An 18,172-nucleotide genomic window follows, 5' to 3' on the forward strand; every position below is an offset into this window, starting at 1 on the left:
GGTGCGCTGGCCCGGCGGGCGTGTTTCCCTTATCTCGCGGCGAGTTCGTCCCGGGGAGCGTCGTAGGGGAAATCCCAGTTCATGCGGGCCATCACCCGGTAGAACAGCTGCTTGCCGAGGTCGGAATCGGCGAGCAGGGCCAGCCCGGTGCCCTGCCGGACGCGGCAGGCGATCCCGGCGTAGTAGCCCACCGGCGAACCGCCGTGGCCGAACTGGAGGTCCCCGCCGACCTGTTCGGTGACCACGCCGAGGCCGAACGAACTGCGCTCGGGCGCGGTGAGCATCTCGGTGGCCAGTGGCCGGGACAGCAGGGCACCGGGGCGGCCGAGGTAGCCGCGCCGGATCTCGCCGACGAGGGTGGCGAGATCGGTGCCGGTGGTCCAGAACCCGGCGGAGCCGGCGTCGGGCCGGTCCAGCCAGCCGCAGTCGAGGGGCACACCCTCGCGGTCGTGGCCGCGCGCGACGGGCAGCGCGGTTCGCTGAGGCAGGTCACGCTCGAAGCCGCTGCTCTCGAGGCGCAACGGCGCCAGCACCAGTTCACGCACGGACTCGGCCAGCGGCTTGCCGGTCACGTCCTCCACCAGTTGCTGGAGCACGAGGTAGTTGGTGCCGGAGTAGTACACCCCGCCGCCGAGCACGCGTTCGCGCCGGATCGGTTCGCCTTCGGCAGGCGGCCGGCCGTGCAGCAGGTCGGCGACGGTCGGCATGAGCTCACCGGGGCGGTAGCCCTGCGGCAGCTCCCTGGTGAGGCCGGTCCGATGGCTCAGCAGCAGGCGCGGGGTCACCGGCGGCAGGCCGGGTGTCGCGGGCACGGACCACTCGCGCAGGTACTCGTTGACGTCGGTGTCGAGGTCGAGCACGCCTTCGTCGACGAGCCGCAGCACGCCGAGCGCGGTGACGCACTTGCTGACCGAGCCGACGGTGAACAGCGTGTCCGCTCCCGCCGAGCCGAATCCCCGCACCTCCACGATTTCCCCGCCGTCGATGATGCCGAGGCAGACGCCCGGCACCGGGAACTCTTCCAGCGCTTCGGAAACCAGGCGGGTGAGGTCATGGCCCCCGGGCGCCACGGTGGGCACTGTGGGCACTGTGGGCGCGGACGGGGCGGTGGCGTCGATCGCCGCGGCGACCGCGGCGAGGGTGTCGTTTTCGAAGAAGGTGAACAGCGACACCGCCAGCCCGGCCGCGTTGGTCTCGGCGATCACCCGGATCAGCAGGATCGAATGGCCGCCGAGGGCGAAGAACCCGTCCTGGCGCCCCACCTGGTCGAGGTCGAGCACCCTGGCCCAGATCCCGGCCAGCACCGCTTCGGTGGGCGTTTCCGGCTCCTCGAACGCCGCGGTGGTCCGGTCCGGCACGGGCAGCCGGGCGCGGTCGAGCTTTCCGTTGGCGTTGAGCGGAAGCGCGTCCAGCTCGACGACGTCGGCCGGCACCAGGTAGTCGGGCAGGCGGGTGGCGCAGTAGGTGGTGAGCCAGCCCTTCGGCTGACTCGCCGAGGTCGCGGGCACCACGTAACCGACCAGGTAGAAGCCGTGGTCGCCGGGCACCGCCAGCACCGCGGCGTCGGCGACGTCGGGGTGTTCGGCGAGTACGGCGGCGACTTCACCGGGCTCCACCCGATGGCCGCGGATCTTCACCTGGTCGTCCTGGCGGCCGAGGAATTCGAGCACGCCGTCGCCGGTCCACCGCGCCAGATCCCCGGTCCGGTAGAGGCGCGTGCCGGTCCGGGCGGAGAACGGGTCGGGCACGAACCGCTGGGCGGTCAGCTCGGCGCTGCCCGCGTACCCGTCGGCCACGCCGAGCCCGCCGACGAACAGCTCGCCGGCGACACCGACCGGCACCGGGCGCATCCGGTCGTCGAGCACGTAGGAGGTCATCGCGGGCAGCGGTGCGCCGATGGGCAGCACCTCGGCGGCCGGTTCCTCCGGCACCGGCCAGATCGTGCTGCCGACGGTGGCCTCGGTCGGGCCGTATTCGTTGATCAGCTGGGTGTCCGGCGCGAGCGCGCGCCACGCGCGGACCGTGCGGGCGCTCAGCGGTTCCCCGGCGACCACGAGAACCGGCGCGATCCGGGCGGCTCGAGCCGGGGTGAGCGTCGCGGCGAGTACGTCGAGATGGCTGGGGGTGAGCTTGACGAAGCTGAACGGCGCCGCGTCGGCGAGCACCGGGCCGAGCTGGTCGAGCGGGGTGTCCTGCGGCAGGAACCAGACCCGCTGGCCGCAGACCAGCGGGGCCCACAGGTTGGGCTGCACCAGGTCGAAGGCGACCGAGGAGAACACCGGCGCGCCACCGTCACCGCGCGCGGCGAGGCTCGCCGCGGCCCAGGAGATGTGGTTGACCAGGCCGTGGTGGTTGACCCGCACGCCTTTCGGCCTGCCCGTGGAGCCGGAGGTGTAGATGACGTAGGCGGGCGCGGCCAGGTCGCGGTCGCGGACTGGCGCGGTGGTGCTGGTTCCGGCGTCGTCGGCGAGGACCGTGTGCGTGGTGAACCTGCTCGCGTAGCGGCTGGTGGTGACCGCGACGGCCGCCTTCGCGTCGGCGAGCATGTGGGCGATGCGCTCGGCGGGGTAGGACGGATCGATCGGCACGTAGGCGGCGCCCGCCTTCCACGCCCCGAGCATCGCCGCGGACAGCAGCGGCCCGCGGTCGGCGAGCACGCCGACCGCGTCGCCGGCGGAGACCCCGGCTTCGCGCAGGCGCAGGCCGATGCCGTTGGCGAGCGCGTCGAGTTCGCGGTACGAGGTGGTGACCCCCGCGCAGTCGACGGCGATCGCGTCCGGCGTCTCGCCGGCGCGGCGTTCGAAGAGGTCGAGCACGGAGGGCGCGCCGGAACCGTGGCCGCGCGCGAGGTTGAGCAGATCGATCGACAGCGGTTCGCCTTCGCTGTAGAGCAGCCGGAGGGAATGGCAACGAGCCCACTCCGGATCGGCCAGCAGCGGCGGCAGGTCCTTCGCTCGGGCGTGGAGGACGGTCACGCCGTGCTCGGTGATCGCGCGCACGATGCCTTGTGCGCCGGGGAAAACGACGGCCGCGCCGACCGAGAGCGGGGCGAACAGCTCCCAGTGCGCGCCGTCAGTGGTGGTGTGGAGGACCCGGTCGTGCCCGGTCAGGCCCTGCCGCCGAGCCGCCCAGCGGGCCCGGTCGGCCAGCCTGCGATGGGTGAGCGCGGGTTCGACGGCCAGATCGCCGGCACGCGCTCCGACGGCCCCGGCCGATGGCGCGTTCGGCTCGGGCGAACGTTCCAGATCCGCCGCGGTGAGCACCAGGTCCGCCGCCGGGTCGACGACGCCACCGGTTCGCCATACCGCCAGCAGCGCGAGGACCAGATCCGGCCCGTGCGGCACCCTCACCGCGACTCTCGTGCCCGGCCCGGCCCCGCGGGCGGCCAGGTGGCGCGCGGCCGTCGCGGTCCGCGTCCCCAGCTCGGCGTAGGTCAGTTCACCGTGGCCGGTCACCAAGGCGATGGCGCCCGGCGTGGCACCGGTGATCAAGCCGGGCACGGTCGCTGGTTCGGGGCTGCGCATTTGCCCTCCGATCGTCGGGTGGTCCGTGCGATCGTCGCAGCGGCAGCCCTATCCGCTCCATATCGCGGCCACCGGCCGGCTAGGCACCCGAGTATGGGAGTTCAGGCGTCGCCCGAGAAATCGGCGAGAGTGCGGGAGAGGCGGACGCGGCGCGGATCACGCGTGCCACCGGAGCGGACCGCCGAGCGCAGGTTTCCGGCCGCGTGGCGCAGATCCGCGTTGCGCCGCCAGCGCGGCAGCGCCAGAACCGGCTCCACCGCGGGCTCCACCGCGTCGAGCCGGTCCTGGTGCGCCTGCGCGGTGGCGAGGAGCAGGTGCGAGATCGCCGCGCGGTCGGCGGCCCAGACGCAGTCACGGGGATCGGGATAGGCGTCGACGGCGTTGCGTGCGTGCCGTTCGGCCGCGGGCAGCGATTCCTTCGACGGCGGTAATGCGGCGAAGGCTTCCGCCAGAAAGCCCAGATACGTCTGTTCGGCGTTTTCCTCGGTGTAGCCGAGCGCTTCGTCGAAATCACTGGGAACGGCGCGCTCGCGCACGCGTTCCACGGTGCGCAACACGCGATAAGCGTCATCGGTGCGTCGCAGCAAAGCAAATGCGCGCGCTTCGCGCAAGGGGAGAAGTACCGACATCCCGCCGCTTTTCGCCGCCGTCACCCCCGCCGACGCGTACCGGAGGGCCGCGGCGGGCCTGCCGCGCAGCATGTGGCTCAGCGACTGGATGTTGTGGATCAGCGCGCGCAGGTCGCTGTTCCCGGCGCGGTCGGCGAACACCAGTGCGGCCTCGGCCTGCCGCCCGGCGGTCACCCAGTCCATCCGGTCGTGGCTCGCGCTCGCCAGCAGGTAACCGGAAAGCCCGCAGCAGAAGAAAAGTCTTCGTGACTGCTCCCGGCCCATGTGCACGTTCAGCAGGCCGAGCACGGTGCGGTGGAGCTTGATCAGGTCGGGCACGATCTCCTCGGCAGGCAACCGCGAGTAGTCCACCGAGCAGCGCCGGATCTGGTGTTCCAGCCAGCCCAGCGTGTCGTCACCGGCGCCGCCCGCGAGGAGGTCCGCGATGCCGAGCGACTGGTGCGCGACCGCGCTCAGCGCCGAACCGCTCCGGTCCGGCTCGCCGGCGGCGCGGGTGCCGAGGCGCTGGTCCGCCACCCGGTCACGGGCCGTGGCCAGCGCCTGCGACAGGGCGGGCGGCGCGCCGAGCGCGGTGATGAGCAGGTCGAAGCGGTCGGCGGGGGCGAGCACCTTGCCGGAGAGGTAGGTCCCGATGGTGGTGTGCGGGATCCCGGTCACCGCGGCCAGATCCCGGTAGGTCAGCTCGCGCCCGTCCGCGGCCCGGTTGCCACGCCGTACCCGGTTCAGCACCGCGGCCAGTTCGCCCACCGTCCGCACGCGCGCGGCTGCGCGCGCGATTTCCCCCTGCTCGGACATGCCCACTCCTGATTCGTCGCCATCCGCCTCAGGCCTGTTTTCGGCCGCGATTCACAACGGGTCGGGATTCAGGAGTTTACGGGAATCAGCGGGCGGTCTGCTCTGCTCTGATCCGGTAGAGAATGCGCACCGCCGGTTCCAGGTCTTCCCAGTGCGCACCCAACTCCGCGGTCATAAACAATTGCCGCATGTACCGTCGACGAATCTTCCCGCTCGTGCTACGGCGAATCCCGCCCCGGCCGACGAAAGCCACATTGGCCACGCTCGCGTCGGCGAACGCGGACAGCCCCGCTTTCACCGCGGTACCGAGTTCGGCGAGCAGTTCCCGGTCGCCCGCTTTGGCTTCGTGCACCACCACGATCCGCTCGGTGCCCTGGCAGGGCACGGCGAACGCCGCGGTGAGGCCGTCGGCCAGCGCCGGGTGCAGGGACCGCAGGTGGTGCTCCAGGTCGTGCGGGTACAGGTTGCGGCCGTGGATGATGATCAGTTCCTTGAGCCTGCCGGTGAGGTACAGGCGATCCCCGGTGAGCACGCCGAGATCCCCGGTGCGCAGGTACGGGCCGCGGCCGTCCGCGGTGCGCCCGCCGAAGGTCGCCGCGGTGGTTTCCGGGTCCTGCCAGTAACCGAGGCCCACGCTCGGGCCGCGCAGCCAGATCTCACCGATCCTCCCGTCCGGCAACGGTTCCCGCGTATCCGGATCGACCACCAGCGTGCCGAAACCAGGCGGGGTCACCCCGCTGCTCATCAACGAACGAACCGGTCCGTTCCCGGCCGACGGGACGAACTCGTTGCGCTCCAACGCTTCGGCGGCCACCTCCAGCCCGGTCGCCGGGGTGCCCGCGGGGGTGCCGGTGATGAACACGCCCACCTCGGCCATGCCGTAGCACGGGCACTGGACGTGCGCACCGAGCCCGGCGGGCCCGAACCGCTCCTGGAAGGCCGCCATGGTGGCGCGCTGCACCGGTTCCGCGCCGTTGATCGCCACCCGCCAGCGGGACAGGTCCAGTTCGCGGGCCCGGTCCGCGTCGACCCGGCGGACGCACAGGTCGTAGGCGAAGTTCGGCGCGGGGCTCAGGTGCACGCCGTGCTTGTCGATGATTTCCAGCCAGCGGAACGGATCCCGGAGGAACCCGGTCGGGGACATGATCGACGCCCGGCCGCCGTACCGCAGCGCCATCAGCAGGACCACGATCAGGCCCATGTCGTGGTAGTGCGGCAGCCAGCTCGCCAGCCGCGGGTGCTCGGGCAGGGCGAAGGTCTTCTTCATCAGCGCGAGGTTGCTCTCCAGATTGGCGTGCGAGATCACCACGCCCTTCGGATCGGTGGTCGAACCCGAGGTGAACTGGAGGAAGGCCGGGGTTTCGGGGGTGGCCTCGGGCGGCTGCCAGTCCGCCGGGCCGCCGTGGGTGTCACTGCCGGTGTCCCCGTCGGTGGCGGCGACGGCCAGGCCGGTGTGCGCGAGTTCGCCGGTCAGCCGGTCCAGGTGTGCGGCGTCGGTGAGCACGGCGGACGGCTCCGCGACGGCGATGATCCGGTCGAGGCGCGCCAGCTGCCCGGCGTTGTTCGCCGCCGGCAGGGGAGCGGGGACCGGCAGCATCCCGGCGTAGAGGCACCCGGTGAACCCGACGAGGAATTCGGTGCCCGCCGGGTACAGCAGCAGGACGCGCGTGGCGGCCGGATACCGTTCCCGCAGCCCCTCCGCGACCGCGCAGGCGCGGAGGTCGAGTTCCCCGTAGGTCAGCACGGTCTCGGTGCCCGAGCCGGGGCGGTCCGGGACGTAGATCGCCGCTTCGTCGGCGGGTGCCGCGGTGGCGTGCTCGTGGATGGCGGCGGTCAGCGTTTTCACCGGGGCTCCCGTGGGTCGGCGATGGCCAGTGGGGTGAGGGAGAACAGGGCGCCTTCGCGCCAGCAGCGCAGCATTTCCGCTTCGACCACCGGAACGCAGGCCGGATCGAGGAACTGTTCGGCGCCGAGCCGGGTGAGGATGCGCTGAAGGCACAGCACGGCCCATTCCGGCTCGCCGAGGAAACCGCTGCCGCGGTTCGCCAGCAGGGTGTGCAGGCAGCAGGCGGCGGCGTGCAGCAGGCAGTGCCGCCGGGCGAGGCCGAACCCGCGGGCGGTGGAGGTCAGTGTGCGCTCGGCACGCAGCAGTCCGGTCGCTTCCTGGTGCAGGCGGCTCCGGGCGCGGTCGAGGCTCCCGGCCAGCACGCGCAGGCTCGCCCACGCCGGACCGGTCCCGTCCAGCTCGGCCGGCCGGCACCGGGTGATCTCGTCGGCGCCGCCGTTGGACAGCTGGAACCGGTCGAACCGCAGATCCCAGCCGACGGGTGCCTCGGTCCTGGAGAACAACGGCGACAGCAGCTCGTGCTCCGGGTCCCGCCCGGTGAGCAGCGACGGCAGCTGCGTGGCGACCACGTGCTGGTGGACCTGGGACGTCCCCTCGAAGACGCTGACGATCCGGTTGTCCCGCAACAACTTCTGGAACATCCCGTCGGCGACACCTTCCCGCAGGTAGTGCCGCGCGGCGAGCACCGCGCTGAGGCCGCCGAGCGCGTCGTCGGTGAGCATCGGGACCAGGTACTTGGTCACCGACGACCACAGGCTCTGCCGTTCCGGGGCCACCGAGAAGGCGCGGTTGGCCGGTGCCGTGACGCAGTCGGCGATCAGCAGGTCGGCGTAGGCGGCGAGCACCTGCTCGCGGATCACCGGCAGTTCGTGCACGGTCCGCCCGTAGAGCACGCGGCTGCGAATGTGGTCGAGGGTGACGCGCAACCCGGTGTCGGCCGCGCCCAGGCACATGCCGGTGACCAGGACCCGGCTCAGCTGCAGGGTTTTGATCGCCTCGTCGAGCCCGTGCCCGCGCAGCCCGATCAACGCGGACGCCGGCACCGGGCAGCGGTCGAAGTTGATCCCGCTGACGTCGGCGCCGCGCAGGCCGAGCGTGAGCGCCCGGTGCTCCGGTGACCACCGCGCGGGGTCGAGTGCCGCCTTTTCCACCAGGAAAGCCGAAAATCCGCGCGGTCCGGCGGCGCCGGTCCTGGCGAAGATCGTCGCGAAGGCGCCGCGCGTGCCGTTGCCGACCGGCCATTTGGTGCCCGAGAGCAGATAGCCGTCCCCGTGCGGTTCGGCGGTCAGCTCGGCGGCGGTGACGTCGCAGCCGTGGTCGGGTTCGGAGAGCCCGAACGTGCCCAGCGCGCCGGAACCCACCAGCTCGGCGACTCGGGCGCGCTGCGAGGCCGAACCCCAGCCCCAGGTCGGCAGGCAGGCGAGGAAGGTGGCGGCCAGGCTGAGCGCGGGCGTCATGTCCCGCCGCGAGAGCACCCGGAAGAGGGTGAACAGCTCGTCGATGTCGCGGAACCCGCCGCCGTCCGCCTCGGGCACGAAGTACCGGTGCAGACCCCATTCCCGGAGCGCGGCGAACGCGTCCGGCGCGGGCTCGTCCCGTTCGTCGTGGTGGAGCTGGGTGCGGAAGGAGATCCGGCTGCCCGGTTCGCGCGGGTCGCCGAGGAACCGTTCGAGGTCTTCGGCGGTCCGCGCCGCGGACCGGGCGTCGAGCCGGGGCCGGGTGCTGGTCATCCGCGAGGCCCGGCGGTGAGCTGTTCGACCATCGCGTCGATGGACAGCGCCCGCCACAGCAGGTCGTCGGGCACCGGGCGGCCGAGGAACCGCTCGCAGGCCACCACCAGGTCGATCGCGTGCACCGAGTCGACGCCGAGCGCGGCGATCGGCTGCGCGGCGTCGACGTCGGCGGCCGGGACCCCGGTGGTCCTGGCCACGTGGTCGACGACGAACGCGCGCAGCTCCGCCGGGGTGGTCGCGGTCTGTTCGGACATGGCCGTCTCCTCGTCCCGCGCGGGTAGGCGTGACCGCGCTGAGCGCACCCTCCGCCACCGCGCCATATTCCGCGGATACCGGCGCGCGGGTGCGGAGATGGCCCGGGTATGGCGCCCGCTGCGAGGCTCGCTCCCGTTCGCCGGCCGGTGGCACTGGCCGGGCACCCGACCCACTGGGGGAGCTGTGTCACCTGGATCGCCCGGCAGCGCACCGCCCGGGATCCTCGCCGCCATCGGCCGGACCCCGCTGGTGGAGTTGCGCAACCTGCTGCCCGGTTTCGGGGGCCGGGTGTTCGCCAAGCTGGAGCGGTCGAACCCCGGCGGCAGCATCAAGGACCGCACGGCCTACGCCATGCTCCGCGGCCCGCTGGAGTCCGGGGAGCTGGTGCCCGGCCGCTCGGTGGTGGTGGAGTCCAGCTCCGGCAACCTCGCCATCGGCCTGGCCCAGGTCTGCCGCTACTTCGACCTCCGCTTCGTCTGCGTGGTCGACGCGCGCACCACCTCGCGCAACCTGGCCCTGCTCGCGGCCTACCAGGCCGAGGTGGAGGTGATCACCGAGCCCGACCGGGCGAGCGGTGAGTACCTGCCTGCCCGGCTGGCGCGCGTGCGGGAGCTGGCCGCGACCGTGCCGCACGCGTTCTGGCCCAACCAGTACACCAACCCGCTCAACCCGGCGGCGCACCACGAGACCATGGCGGAGATCGCCGCCGAGCTCGGCGGCCGGGTGGACTTCCTGTTCGCGTCGGCGAGCACCTTCGGCACGCTGCGCGGCTGCGCCGACCACATCCGGGCCACCGGCATGGCGACCAGGGTGATCGGCGTGGACGCCACCGGCAGCGTGATCTTCGGCAGGGAGGCCGGGCCCCGCCTGCTGCCGGGGCACGGCGCGTCGGTGGTGCCGCCGCTGACCGATCCCTCGCTGATCGACGAGGTGGTGCACGTGTCCGATCTGGACAGTGTGGTGGCCTGCCGCAGGCTGCTGCGCCGCGAGGCGGTGCTGGCGGGCGGTTCCTCCGGGGCGGTGGTCGCCGCGCTGGAGGAGCTGTCGCCGCGCATCCCGGACGGCGCGCACTGCGTGCTGGTCTTCGCCGACGGCGGGGACCGCTACCTCGACACCATCTTCTCCGACGCCTGGGTGACCGCCAACTTCGGCGAGGTCGCCCACCTCTGGGCGTCCAGGGACCTGTCCGGCGTCTGACCGCACCGAACCGAGGAGAGACCATGCCTGATGGCGACGACCGCACCTATCTCGTCGTGTACAACCACGAAGAGCAGTACTCGATCTGGGACGCCGGCCGCGACCTGCCCGCGGGCTGGACCGCGGAGGGCACCGCCGGCAGCCGGGAGCACTGCCTGTCCCGGATCGGCGAGGTCTGGACCGATCTGCGTCCGCTGAGCCTGCGCCGCCGGATGGACGCCGGTCAGCCGCAGAGCGCCGGCTGAGCCGGGAGCCGGGATGACGCCGAGCCAGCCCGACCTGCTGCCCGCGCGGCTCAGCCGTGCGGCCGCGGCCACCCCGCACGCGATCGCACTGGTCGCCGGGACGACCGAGCTCACCTACGCCGACCTCGACGCGCGCGCCAACCAGGTCGCGCGCCACCTGCGGGACCTGGGCGCGGGACCGGAAACCCTCGTCGGTGTCGGCCTGCCGCGAGGGGTGGACCTGGTGGTCGCGCTGCTCGGGGTGTGGAAGGCCGGAGCGGCGTACTTGCCGTTCGACCCCGAACACCCGCGCGTGGCGCCGATGCTGGCCGACAGCGGTGTCCGCCTGTACTTCGGCGGGAACCCGGGACTGGCTCCCGAACAGGTCGACCTGGCGGCGGCCGGACGGCGGCCGCGCCACGAGCCCGAGCGGCGGGTACACGGCGCGAACGCGGCGTACGTCGTGCACACCTCCGGTTCGACCGGGCGGCCCAAGGGCGTGGTGATCACCCACGAGGCCATCGCGAACCGGGTCGGCTGGACGATCCGGAAGCAGGAACTCGGCCCGGCGGACCGGGTGCTGCACAAGACCACGCTCACCTTCGACGCCGCCTGCTGGGAGGTCTTCGCCCCGCTGGCGGCCGGCGGGACCGTGGTGCTGGCGCCCGCCGGAGCCGAGCGCGACCCGGCCGCGATCGTGCGCGCGGTCCGCGAACACCGCGCCACCGTGTTGCAGGTCGTGCCGTCGGTGCTGCGCGCACTCGTCGCGGAGCCGGACTGGGCACGCTGCACCTCGTTGCGGCTGCTGTGCTCCGCGGGTGAACCGCTGACGGGTGAGCTGGCGGAAGCGGCCCGTCGCGCGGGGAACCCGGTGCTGTGGAACACCTACGGCCCGACCGAAGGCACCATCGACGCCACCGCGCACCGCGTCGACCCGGCCACCACCACCGGGCCGGTCCCGATCGGCAGGCCGATCACCGGGGTCAGGGTGCTGGTGCTGGACCCGGTGACCGGCGGGCTTTCCCCGGTGGGCGCGGTCGGTGAGCTGCACCTCGGCGGCATCGGCGTCGCCAGGGGCTATCTGAACCAGCCCGGCCTGACCGCGGAACGGTTCGTGCCCGACCCGTTCGGTGGCCCGGGTGCCAGGCTTTACCGCACCGGCGACCTGGTCCGCTGGTCGTCCGACGGCACGCTGGGCTACGTCGGCCGGATCGACGACCAGGTGAAGGTCAACGGCGTCCGGATCGAGCCCGGCGAGGTGGCGGCCGCGCTCGCGGAGCACCCGCTGGCCGAGGACGTGCTGGTGCTCGCGCGGGACGGACGGCTGCTGGCCTACGTCCGCACGGATCGATCCACAGTGGACTTCCGCGGTTTCCTGGCCGGCCGCCTGCCCGCGACGCACCTGCCCGCCGCGGTCGTGCCGCTCGCCGAGTTCCCGCTGACCACCAGCGGCAAGGTCGACCGGCGGGCGCTGCCCGAACCGGGCGCGGGCGTGCGCGTGGCACCCCGCACGGAGACCGAACGCCGGATCGCCGAGGTGTGGGCGCGCGTGCTGGGAGTGGACGAGGTCGGCGCGCACGACGACTTCTACGCCCTCGGCGGTTCGTCGCTGGTGCTGATGAGGCTGGTCACCGAACTGCGCGACGGCCTCGGCGCGGACTTCCCGATGCGGCGGCTGGTCAAGGCGGCCACCGTGGCCGAGCAGGCGAAGCTGGTCGGCGAGGCCGTGGTCCCGGCACCGCGGCGGATCGCGCACGACGGTCCCGGTGTGCTGTCGTCCGGGCAGCGGCGGTTGTGGATCGCCGAACAGCTCGATCCCGGCGGCCCGGAATGGGTCGCGCCGGTGTTCCTCCGCTTCGGCACCGAGGTCCCCGTGGCCGCCGTCCGCGTCGCGCTGGACGCGCTGGTCGAGCGGCACGAGTCGCTGCGCACCCGCTACCTCGGGCTGGACGGCGACCCCGGGCAGGTGGTCGATCCGCCCGCGCCCGTCCCGCTGGAGGTCGTGGCCGCCGGACCGGACGGGCCGGCGGCGGCACTGGCCGGCCTGTTCGACCACGGCTTCGACCTCGAACGCGGCCCGATCCTGCGGGCCAGGCTGGTCCGGACACCGGCGGAACAGGTGCTCGCGCTGGCCATCCACCACATCGCCAGCGACGGCCGGTCCGCCGCGGTGCTGGACCGCGACTTCACCGCGCTGCTCACCGGTGCCGAACTGCCTGCGTTGACCCTGAGCTACCGCGACTACGCGGCCTGGCAACGGGAAGTGACCGCGGGTGAGGTGGTGGCCAAGAAACTGAGGCGCCGCCGGGAGGCGCTGGACGGCACCACGCCGCTCGAACTGCCCACCGACCGCCCCCGCCCGCCGGTGCGCGATCCGCGGGGCGCCCACGTCACCTTCGCCGTCCCCGCCGGCACCACCGCCGCGCTCACCGCACTGGGCCGCGCGCACGGCACCACCCCGTTCGCCACCCTGCTGACCGGGTTCGCCACCGCGCTGGCGCACCACAGCGGACAGTGGGACCTGGTGGTCGGCGCCCCGGTCGACGGCCGGGACCGGCCCGAGTTCGCCGACCTCGCCGGCTTCTTCCTGAACACCGTCGCGGTGCGCTGCCCGTTTGCTCCACAGTGGACCTTCGAGGCCGCGCTGGACGCGGCCGGGCGGTCCTGCCGGGACGCGCTCGCCGACGCCGACCTGCCGTTCGACCTGCTGGTGACCGCGGTCGAACCGGAACGGGACCCGGCCAGGACGCCGGTGTACCAGGTCGCCTTCGACCTCCACGGCGAAGGCTTCACCGGCTCGGCGTTCACCGAGCAGGACGTGCGGTCCTTCGGCGGGGTGCTGACCGTGGCGAAGACCGACCTGACGCTGTACCTGCACCACCAGCCGGACGGCTCCATGCTGGGGGTGCTCGAGTACGCCACCGCGCTGTTCGACCGGGACACGATCGACCGGTTCCGCGACAGTCTGCTGCGGGTGCTCACGACGATGGCCGCCGAGCCGGGAACCCCGCTCGGCGCGGTCGATCTGCTGACCGGGGACGAGCGGACCCGGGTGCTCACCGAATGGAACGACACGGCCGTCCCGTACCCGGACGCCTGCGTGCACGAGCTGATCGAGAAGCAAGCCGCCGAGACCCCGGAGGCACGCGCGGTCGTCGCCGGGGACCGGACGCTGACCTACCGCGAACTCGACCGCCGGGCGAACCGCATCGCCCGCCTGCTCACCGAGTGCGGTGTGGTGCCGGAGTCGGTGGTCGGCGTCCGGCTGGAGCGCGGCCCGGACCTGCTCGCCTGCTTCCTCGGCATCTGGAAGGCGGGCGGCGCCTACCTCCCGATGGACCCCGGCACACCGGAGCCCAGGGTCACCGCGCTGCTGGCGGACGCCGGGGCGAAGGTGCTGCTCACCCGGCAGTTGCTCGACGACTTGTTCGACGACGCTGCGGCCTACCCGGACGAACCGGCCGGTGTGCCCGCCGATCCCGATCGCCTCGCGTACGTGATCACCACCTCGGGTTCCACCGGCAAGCCCAAGGGCGTGGCCGTGCCCCACCGTGGCCTGGCCAACCATCTGAGCTGGGCCGCCGGCCGGCTGGCCGGTGACGCGCCGGTGTTCTCCTCGGTCGCCTTCGACCTGGTCATGCCGAACCTGTGGGCGCCGCTGCTCACCGGCGCGGCCGTGCACCTGGCCCCGGCCGGGCTCGACCTCGGTGAGCTGGGCGCGTGGCTGGCCGCCGCCGGCCCATTCGGCTTCGTCAAGCTGACCCCGTCCCACCTCGACGTGCTGACCAGGCAGCTCACTCCAGAGCAGGCAGGCGCGCTGACGCGGACGCTGGTGGTGGCCGGGGAACCGTTCACCCGTCGCGCGCTGGCCGAGTGGCGTGCGCTGGCGCCCGCGACCGAGGTGCTCAACGAGTACGGCCCGACCGAGGCCGCCGTCGGCACCTGTGTGTCCGAAGTGGACGATTCCGGCACGGCGGCGGTGCTGCCGATCGGCCGCCCGCTGCCGAATCTGACCATGTACGTGCTGAACGGGGACCTGCGGCCGGTGCCGGTCGGTGTGGTCGGGGAGCTGTACGTCGGCGGTACCGGCGTGGCGCGGGGCTATCTCGGGCAGCCGGAGCTGACCGCCGAGCGGTTCGTGCCGGACCCGTTCGGCGCGCCGAGTGCCCGGCTCTACCGCACCGGCGACCTGGCCCGCTGGCTGCCCGGCGGGGAGGTGGAGTTCCGCGGCCGCACGGACCACCAGGTCAAGATCCGGGGCTACCGGGTGGAACCCGGGGAGATCCAGGCGGCGCTGGACGCGCACCCACGGGTGCTGGAGTCCGCCGTGGTCGCCGAGAACGGCCGGATCGTCGCGTACTTCGTGCCGCTGGACGATCCGGCGCCGGATGTCGGTGCCCACCTGGCCGGGTTGCTGCCGGACTACCTCGTCCCGTCGGTGTGCGTGCCGCTGCCCGCGCTTCCGCTCAACGCCAACGGCAAGCTCGACCGTGCCGCGTTGCCGTCGCCGGAGCCTGCCGGGCGGCTCGCCCCGCGAACGGTGGCGGAGGAACGGGTCGCCGAAATCTTCACCGAGGTGCTCGGGCACGGGATCGGCGTGGACGAGTCGTTCTTCACCGCGGGCGGCAACTCGATCCTGGCCATCCGGGTGATCGCGCTGATCCAGTCCGGGTTCGACGTCCTGCTGCCGGTGCGGACGTTGTTCGAGACGCCCACCGTCGCCGCGGTGGCCGCCGAACTGGAGCGACGCCTGCTGGCCGAAATCGCCGAGCGGGAGCACAAGCCGTGAACCGGCCCAGGCTCCGGCACAACCGGGACTTCCGGCTGCTGTGGTCCGGGGCCGCCTGCTCGGTGCTCGGCGCGCGCATCACGGGGTTCCTGTGGCCGGTGCTGGTGCTCTGGCAGGGCGGCACGCCGGCGGAGGCGGGCGCGGCGGGCTTCCTCGCGCTGCTGCCGCACGTGCTCCTGCCGGTGCCAGCCGGGGTGCTGGTCGACCGCTGGGACCGGCGGCGGGTGCTGATCGGCGGTGACCTGGTCGCACTGGCCGCGGTGACCAGCGTGGCGGTCGCGGCGGTGTCGGGGGGACCGGCGCTCGCGCACGTCATGGTCGCGGCCTTCGCCGCGGGCAGCGCGGCGGTGGTCTACCAGCTGGCCGAACGGGCCGCGGTGCGCATGATCGTGCGCACCGAGGACCTGCCCGCCGCCCTGTCGCGCAACGAAGCCCGCGGGCGCGGCGCCGGACTGCTCGGGCAGCCGCTCGGCACGGCCCTGCTCCCGATCGCCGTGTGGCTGCCGTACGCCTTCGCCGCGCTGGTGCACCTGCTTTCGCTCGGGACGCTCCTGCGCATCGGGCACGGCCTGCGCGGGAGTCCCGGCACCGGGAACTTCCGGGCGGAACTGGCGGCCGGGCTCCACTGGCTCTGGCGGCAGCGGTTCCTGCGCGTCGCCATCGCGCTGATCGCCTGCACGAACGTGCTGTTCCAGATCGTCAACCTGGCGCTGGTGGTGGCGGTGCTCGGCGCGGGCGGCGCCCCGCTCGCGGTCGGCCTGATCGGCGCGGGCGCCGGGCTCGGTGGCATCTGCGGGGCGCTGAGCGCGCCGTGGTGGCTGCGCCGGCTGCCCCTGTCCACCCTGCTGATCGGCTGCTTCACCGCGTGGGCGCTGCTCATCCCGGTGCTGGCACTGGTCTCCGGGCCGGTCGCGCTCGGTGCGGTGTTCTCCGCGGTCTGCTTCGCGGCCGGGGTGGTGAACGTGTCGGGCGGGGTCTACCAGGCCCGGATCACCCCGGAGCACCTGCAGGGCCGGGCGGGCGGCGTGGCCGGGCTGCTCACCTCCGGGGCCAGCGCGGGCGGCTCGGCCGCCGCCGGTGTCCTGATCGGACAGTTCGGAGTGGACACCACGGTGCTGTGGGTCGGTGGGGCGATGGCGGTGCTGGCGGTGCTGGCGCTGGCCAGCCCGGCGATCCGGGCGGCGGGCTGGGCCGGGGACCACACCGAGAACACCGCCCCCGCCGGGGCGGCCGAGCCCATCGAGTCAGGAGGGAACCGCGGATGAACGAGGACTGGACACCACTGGAGATCGACCCGGCCGCGGCCGGGGTGGAAGCGAGTCCCGAAGGCCTGCTGGGCCATCTCGGCGGCCTCGACGTCGGTGCCCTGCTCGCCCAGGAGAAGGCGGTGGTGTTCCGGGGTTTCGGCATCACCCCGGACGGCCTCGGCGAGGTGTTCGACCGGCTGCTGCCCGACCGCCTGGCCTACGTGCACGGGAACTCGCCGCGCACCAAGGTCGGCGACAACGTCTACACCTCCACCGAGTATCCGCCCGAGTACACGATCTCCATGCACAACGAGCTCTCCTACTCGCACGCGTGGCCGTCGCGGCTGGCTTTCTACTGCCAGCGGGCACCGGAAACCGGTGGCGCCACCCCGCTGACCGACGGCGTCCGCTGGCTGGAGGCGCTCGACCCGGACCTCCGCGAGGCCTTCGCCGGAGGTGTCCGGTACCTGCAGAACCTGCACGGCGGGCGCGGCCTCGGCAAGAGCTGGCAGGCCACCTTCGAGACCGAGGACCCCGGCGAGGTCGAGGAGTTCCTGCGCGGCACCGAGTCCACCTGGGAATGGCGCGGTGACGGCGGGCTGCGCGTGGTGCAGGTCCGCCCGGCCACCCACCGGCACCCGGTGACCGGGGCCGAGGTCTGGTTCAACCAGGCCGACCAGTGGCACCCGGCCGGTCTCGGTGACGAGACCGCCGCCGCGCTGGCCCGGATCATGCCTGCCGAGGACCTGCCCCAGTCGGTCACGCTGGCCGACGGCACCCCGATCCCCGGCGAGTGGGCGGTGCAGATCCGCGACCGGGGGCTGGCCGCGGCGGTGGACGTCGACTGGCACGCCGGCGACCTGATGGTGATCGACAACGTCCTCCTCGGCCACGGGCGGCGCCCGTTCACCGGCCCGCGCCGCGTGCTCGTGGCCATGTCCCAGTAGCCCCTCGAACCCAGGAAGGAACGAGCCATGCCGGTCGAGAAGGTCCGCACCCTGCCCCACGTCGTCGAAGCAGCCGGGACGCCGCTGAGCGAGGTGTTCGCCACCTCCGGCGAGCGGCTGCGCGCCCTGCTCACCGAACACGGGGCCGTGCTGCTGCGCGGGTTCCCGATCGGTGGGGTCGAGGGGTTCGAGCAGGCGGTGCGCGAGTTCTCCGGTGAGCCGCTGGAGTACGCGGAACGGTCCTCGCCCCGGCGCTCGCTGAAGGGCAACGTCTACACCTCCACCGACTACCCGCCGGACCACGAGATCTTCCTGCACAACGAGAACTCCTACCAGGCGGCGTGGCCGAAACTGCTGTTCTTCTACTGCGTCCAGCCGCCGGAGACGCGGGGGGCGACTCCGCTGGCCGACATCCGCGCCGTCCACCAGGCCATCGACCCGGCGGTCCGCGCCGAGTTCGTCCGTCGCAAGTGGATGGTCCGGCGGAACTTCCACGAGGACTTCGGGGTGCGCTGGCAGGACGTGTTCAACACCGAAGACCGGTCCGAAGTGGAGGCCCACTGCGCCCGCAACGGCCTGCGCTTCTCCTGGCAGGGCGAGGACGGGCTGCGCACCGAGGCCGTCCGCGAACCCGTGCACCGGCACCCGGTGACAGGGGAGGAGGTGTGGTTCAACCACGCCACCTTCTTCCACCACAGCACGCTGCCCGACCCGGTGCGGGAAGGCCTGCTCGCCTTTCTCGACGAGGACGAACTGCCGACCAACTCCTACTACGGCGACGGCGGCGCGATCCCGGCCGACGTGCTCGACCACCTGCGCGCGGCCTACCGCGCCGCGCGGACCCGGTTCGACTGGCAGCTGGACGATCTGCTGCTGGTGGACAACATGCGGGCCGCGCACGGCCGCGAACCGTTCACCGGCCCCCGCCGCATCGCCGTGGCGATGGCCGAAGCGCACCGCCCGAACTGACGCTTTCCCGAAAGGCA

The 18,172-nt window shown here is 73.1% G+C and carries 11 protein-coding genes; 6 read left to right on the forward strand and 5 right to left on the reverse strand.

The annotated features are described in order from the left end of the window. Positions 1-29: 29 nt before the first annotated feature. The 5 genes from JOM49_RS25425 to JOM49_RS25445 all read right to left on the reverse strand — a co-directional run bounded on the left by JOM49_RS25425 (position 30) and on the right by JOM49_RS25445 (position 8,781). A complete protein-coding gene (locus JOM49_RS25425; RefSeq protein WP_209666746.1) occupies positions 30-3,524 on the reverse strand; it encodes an amino acid adenylation domain-containing protein in 3,495 nt (1,164 codons plus the stop codon). Between the two features lie 101 nt (positions 3,525-3,625). Continuing rightward, positions 3,626-4,948, reverse strand: a complete 1,323-nt coding sequence (locus JOM49_RS25430) for a hypothetical protein (protein WP_209666747.1) — start codon at positions 4,946-4,948, stop codon at positions 3,626-3,628. 85 nt (positions 4,949-5,033) lie between these two features. After that, the gene (locus JOM49_RS25435; RefSeq protein WP_209666748.1) at positions 5,034-6,794 is read right to left on the reverse strand and encodes a fatty acyl-AMP ligase; all 1,761 of its coding nucleotides are present in this window, start codon (positions 6,792-6,794) and stop codon (positions 5,034-5,036) included. Next, positions 6,791-8,524 carry an acyl-CoA dehydrogenase family protein gene (locus JOM49_RS25440; RefSeq protein WP_209666749.1) on the reverse strand — a complete coding sequence of 578 codons (1,734 nt, stop codon included), beginning with the start codon at positions 8,522-8,524 and terminating at the stop codon, positions 6,791-6,793. Before JOM49_RS25440 ends, JOM49_RS25435 begins: the two co-directional genes overlap by 4 nt. Next, on the reverse strand, positions 8,521-8,781 hold the full coding sequence (locus JOM49_RS25445) for an acyl carrier protein (RefSeq protein WP_209666750.1): 261 nt from the start codon (positions 8,779-8,781) through the stop codon (positions 8,521-8,523). Before JOM49_RS25445 ends, JOM49_RS25440 begins: the two co-directional genes overlap by 4 nt. Positions 8,782-8,965: 184 nt before the next feature. Between JOM49_RS25445 and sbnA the strand changes: the two genes are divergently transcribed. From sbnA to JOM49_RS25475, 6 genes are read left to right on the forward strand one after another with little or no spacing between them, the layout of a single operon-like run. Then, positions 8,966-9,979 carry a 2,3-diaminopropionate biosynthesis protein SbnA gene (gene sbnA / locus JOM49_RS25450; protein WP_282773612.1) on the forward strand — a complete coding sequence of 338 codons (1,014 nt, stop codon included), beginning with the start codon at positions 8,966-8,968 and terminating at the stop codon, positions 9,977-9,979. Between the two features lie 23 nt (positions 9,980-10,002). Continuing rightward, entirely contained in the window at positions 10,003-10,224 is a 222-nt protein-coding gene (locus tag JOM49_RS25455) for an MbtH family protein (protein ID WP_209666752.1), read from the forward strand. A 13-nt stretch (positions 10,225-10,237) separates the two neighbouring features. Continuing rightward, on the forward strand, positions 10,238-14,992 hold the full coding sequence (locus JOM49_RS25460; protein WP_209666753.1) for a non-ribosomal peptide synthetase: 4,755 nt from the start codon (positions 10,238-10,240) through the stop codon (positions 14,990-14,992). Beyond that, on the forward strand, positions 14,989-16,257 hold the full coding sequence (locus JOM49_RS25465; protein WP_209666754.1) for an MFS transporter: 1,269 nt from the start codon (positions 14,989-14,991) through the stop codon (positions 16,255-16,257). Before JOM49_RS25460 ends, JOM49_RS25465 begins: the two co-directional genes overlap by 4 nt. Further along, positions 16,254-17,186, forward strand: a complete 933-nt coding sequence (locus JOM49_RS25470; protein WP_209666755.1) for a TauD/TfdA family dioxygenase — start codon at positions 16,254-16,256, stop codon at positions 17,184-17,186. The genes JOM49_RS25465 and JOM49_RS25470 overlap by 4 nt, the downstream gene beginning before the upstream one ends. Positions 17,187-17,213: 27 nt before the next feature. Next, on the forward strand, positions 17,214-18,155 hold the full coding sequence (locus tag JOM49_RS25475) for a TauD/TfdA family dioxygenase (RefSeq protein WP_209666756.1): 942 nt from the start codon (positions 17,214-17,216) through the stop codon (positions 18,153-18,155). Positions 18,156-18,172: the final 17 nt, after the last annotated feature.

Origin of the sequence: Amycolatopsis magusensis (genome assembly GCF_017875555.1) — a bacterium.
GTDB lineage: Bacteria > Actinomycetota > Actinomycetes > Mycobacteriales > Pseudonocardiaceae > Amycolatopsis > Amycolatopsis magusensis.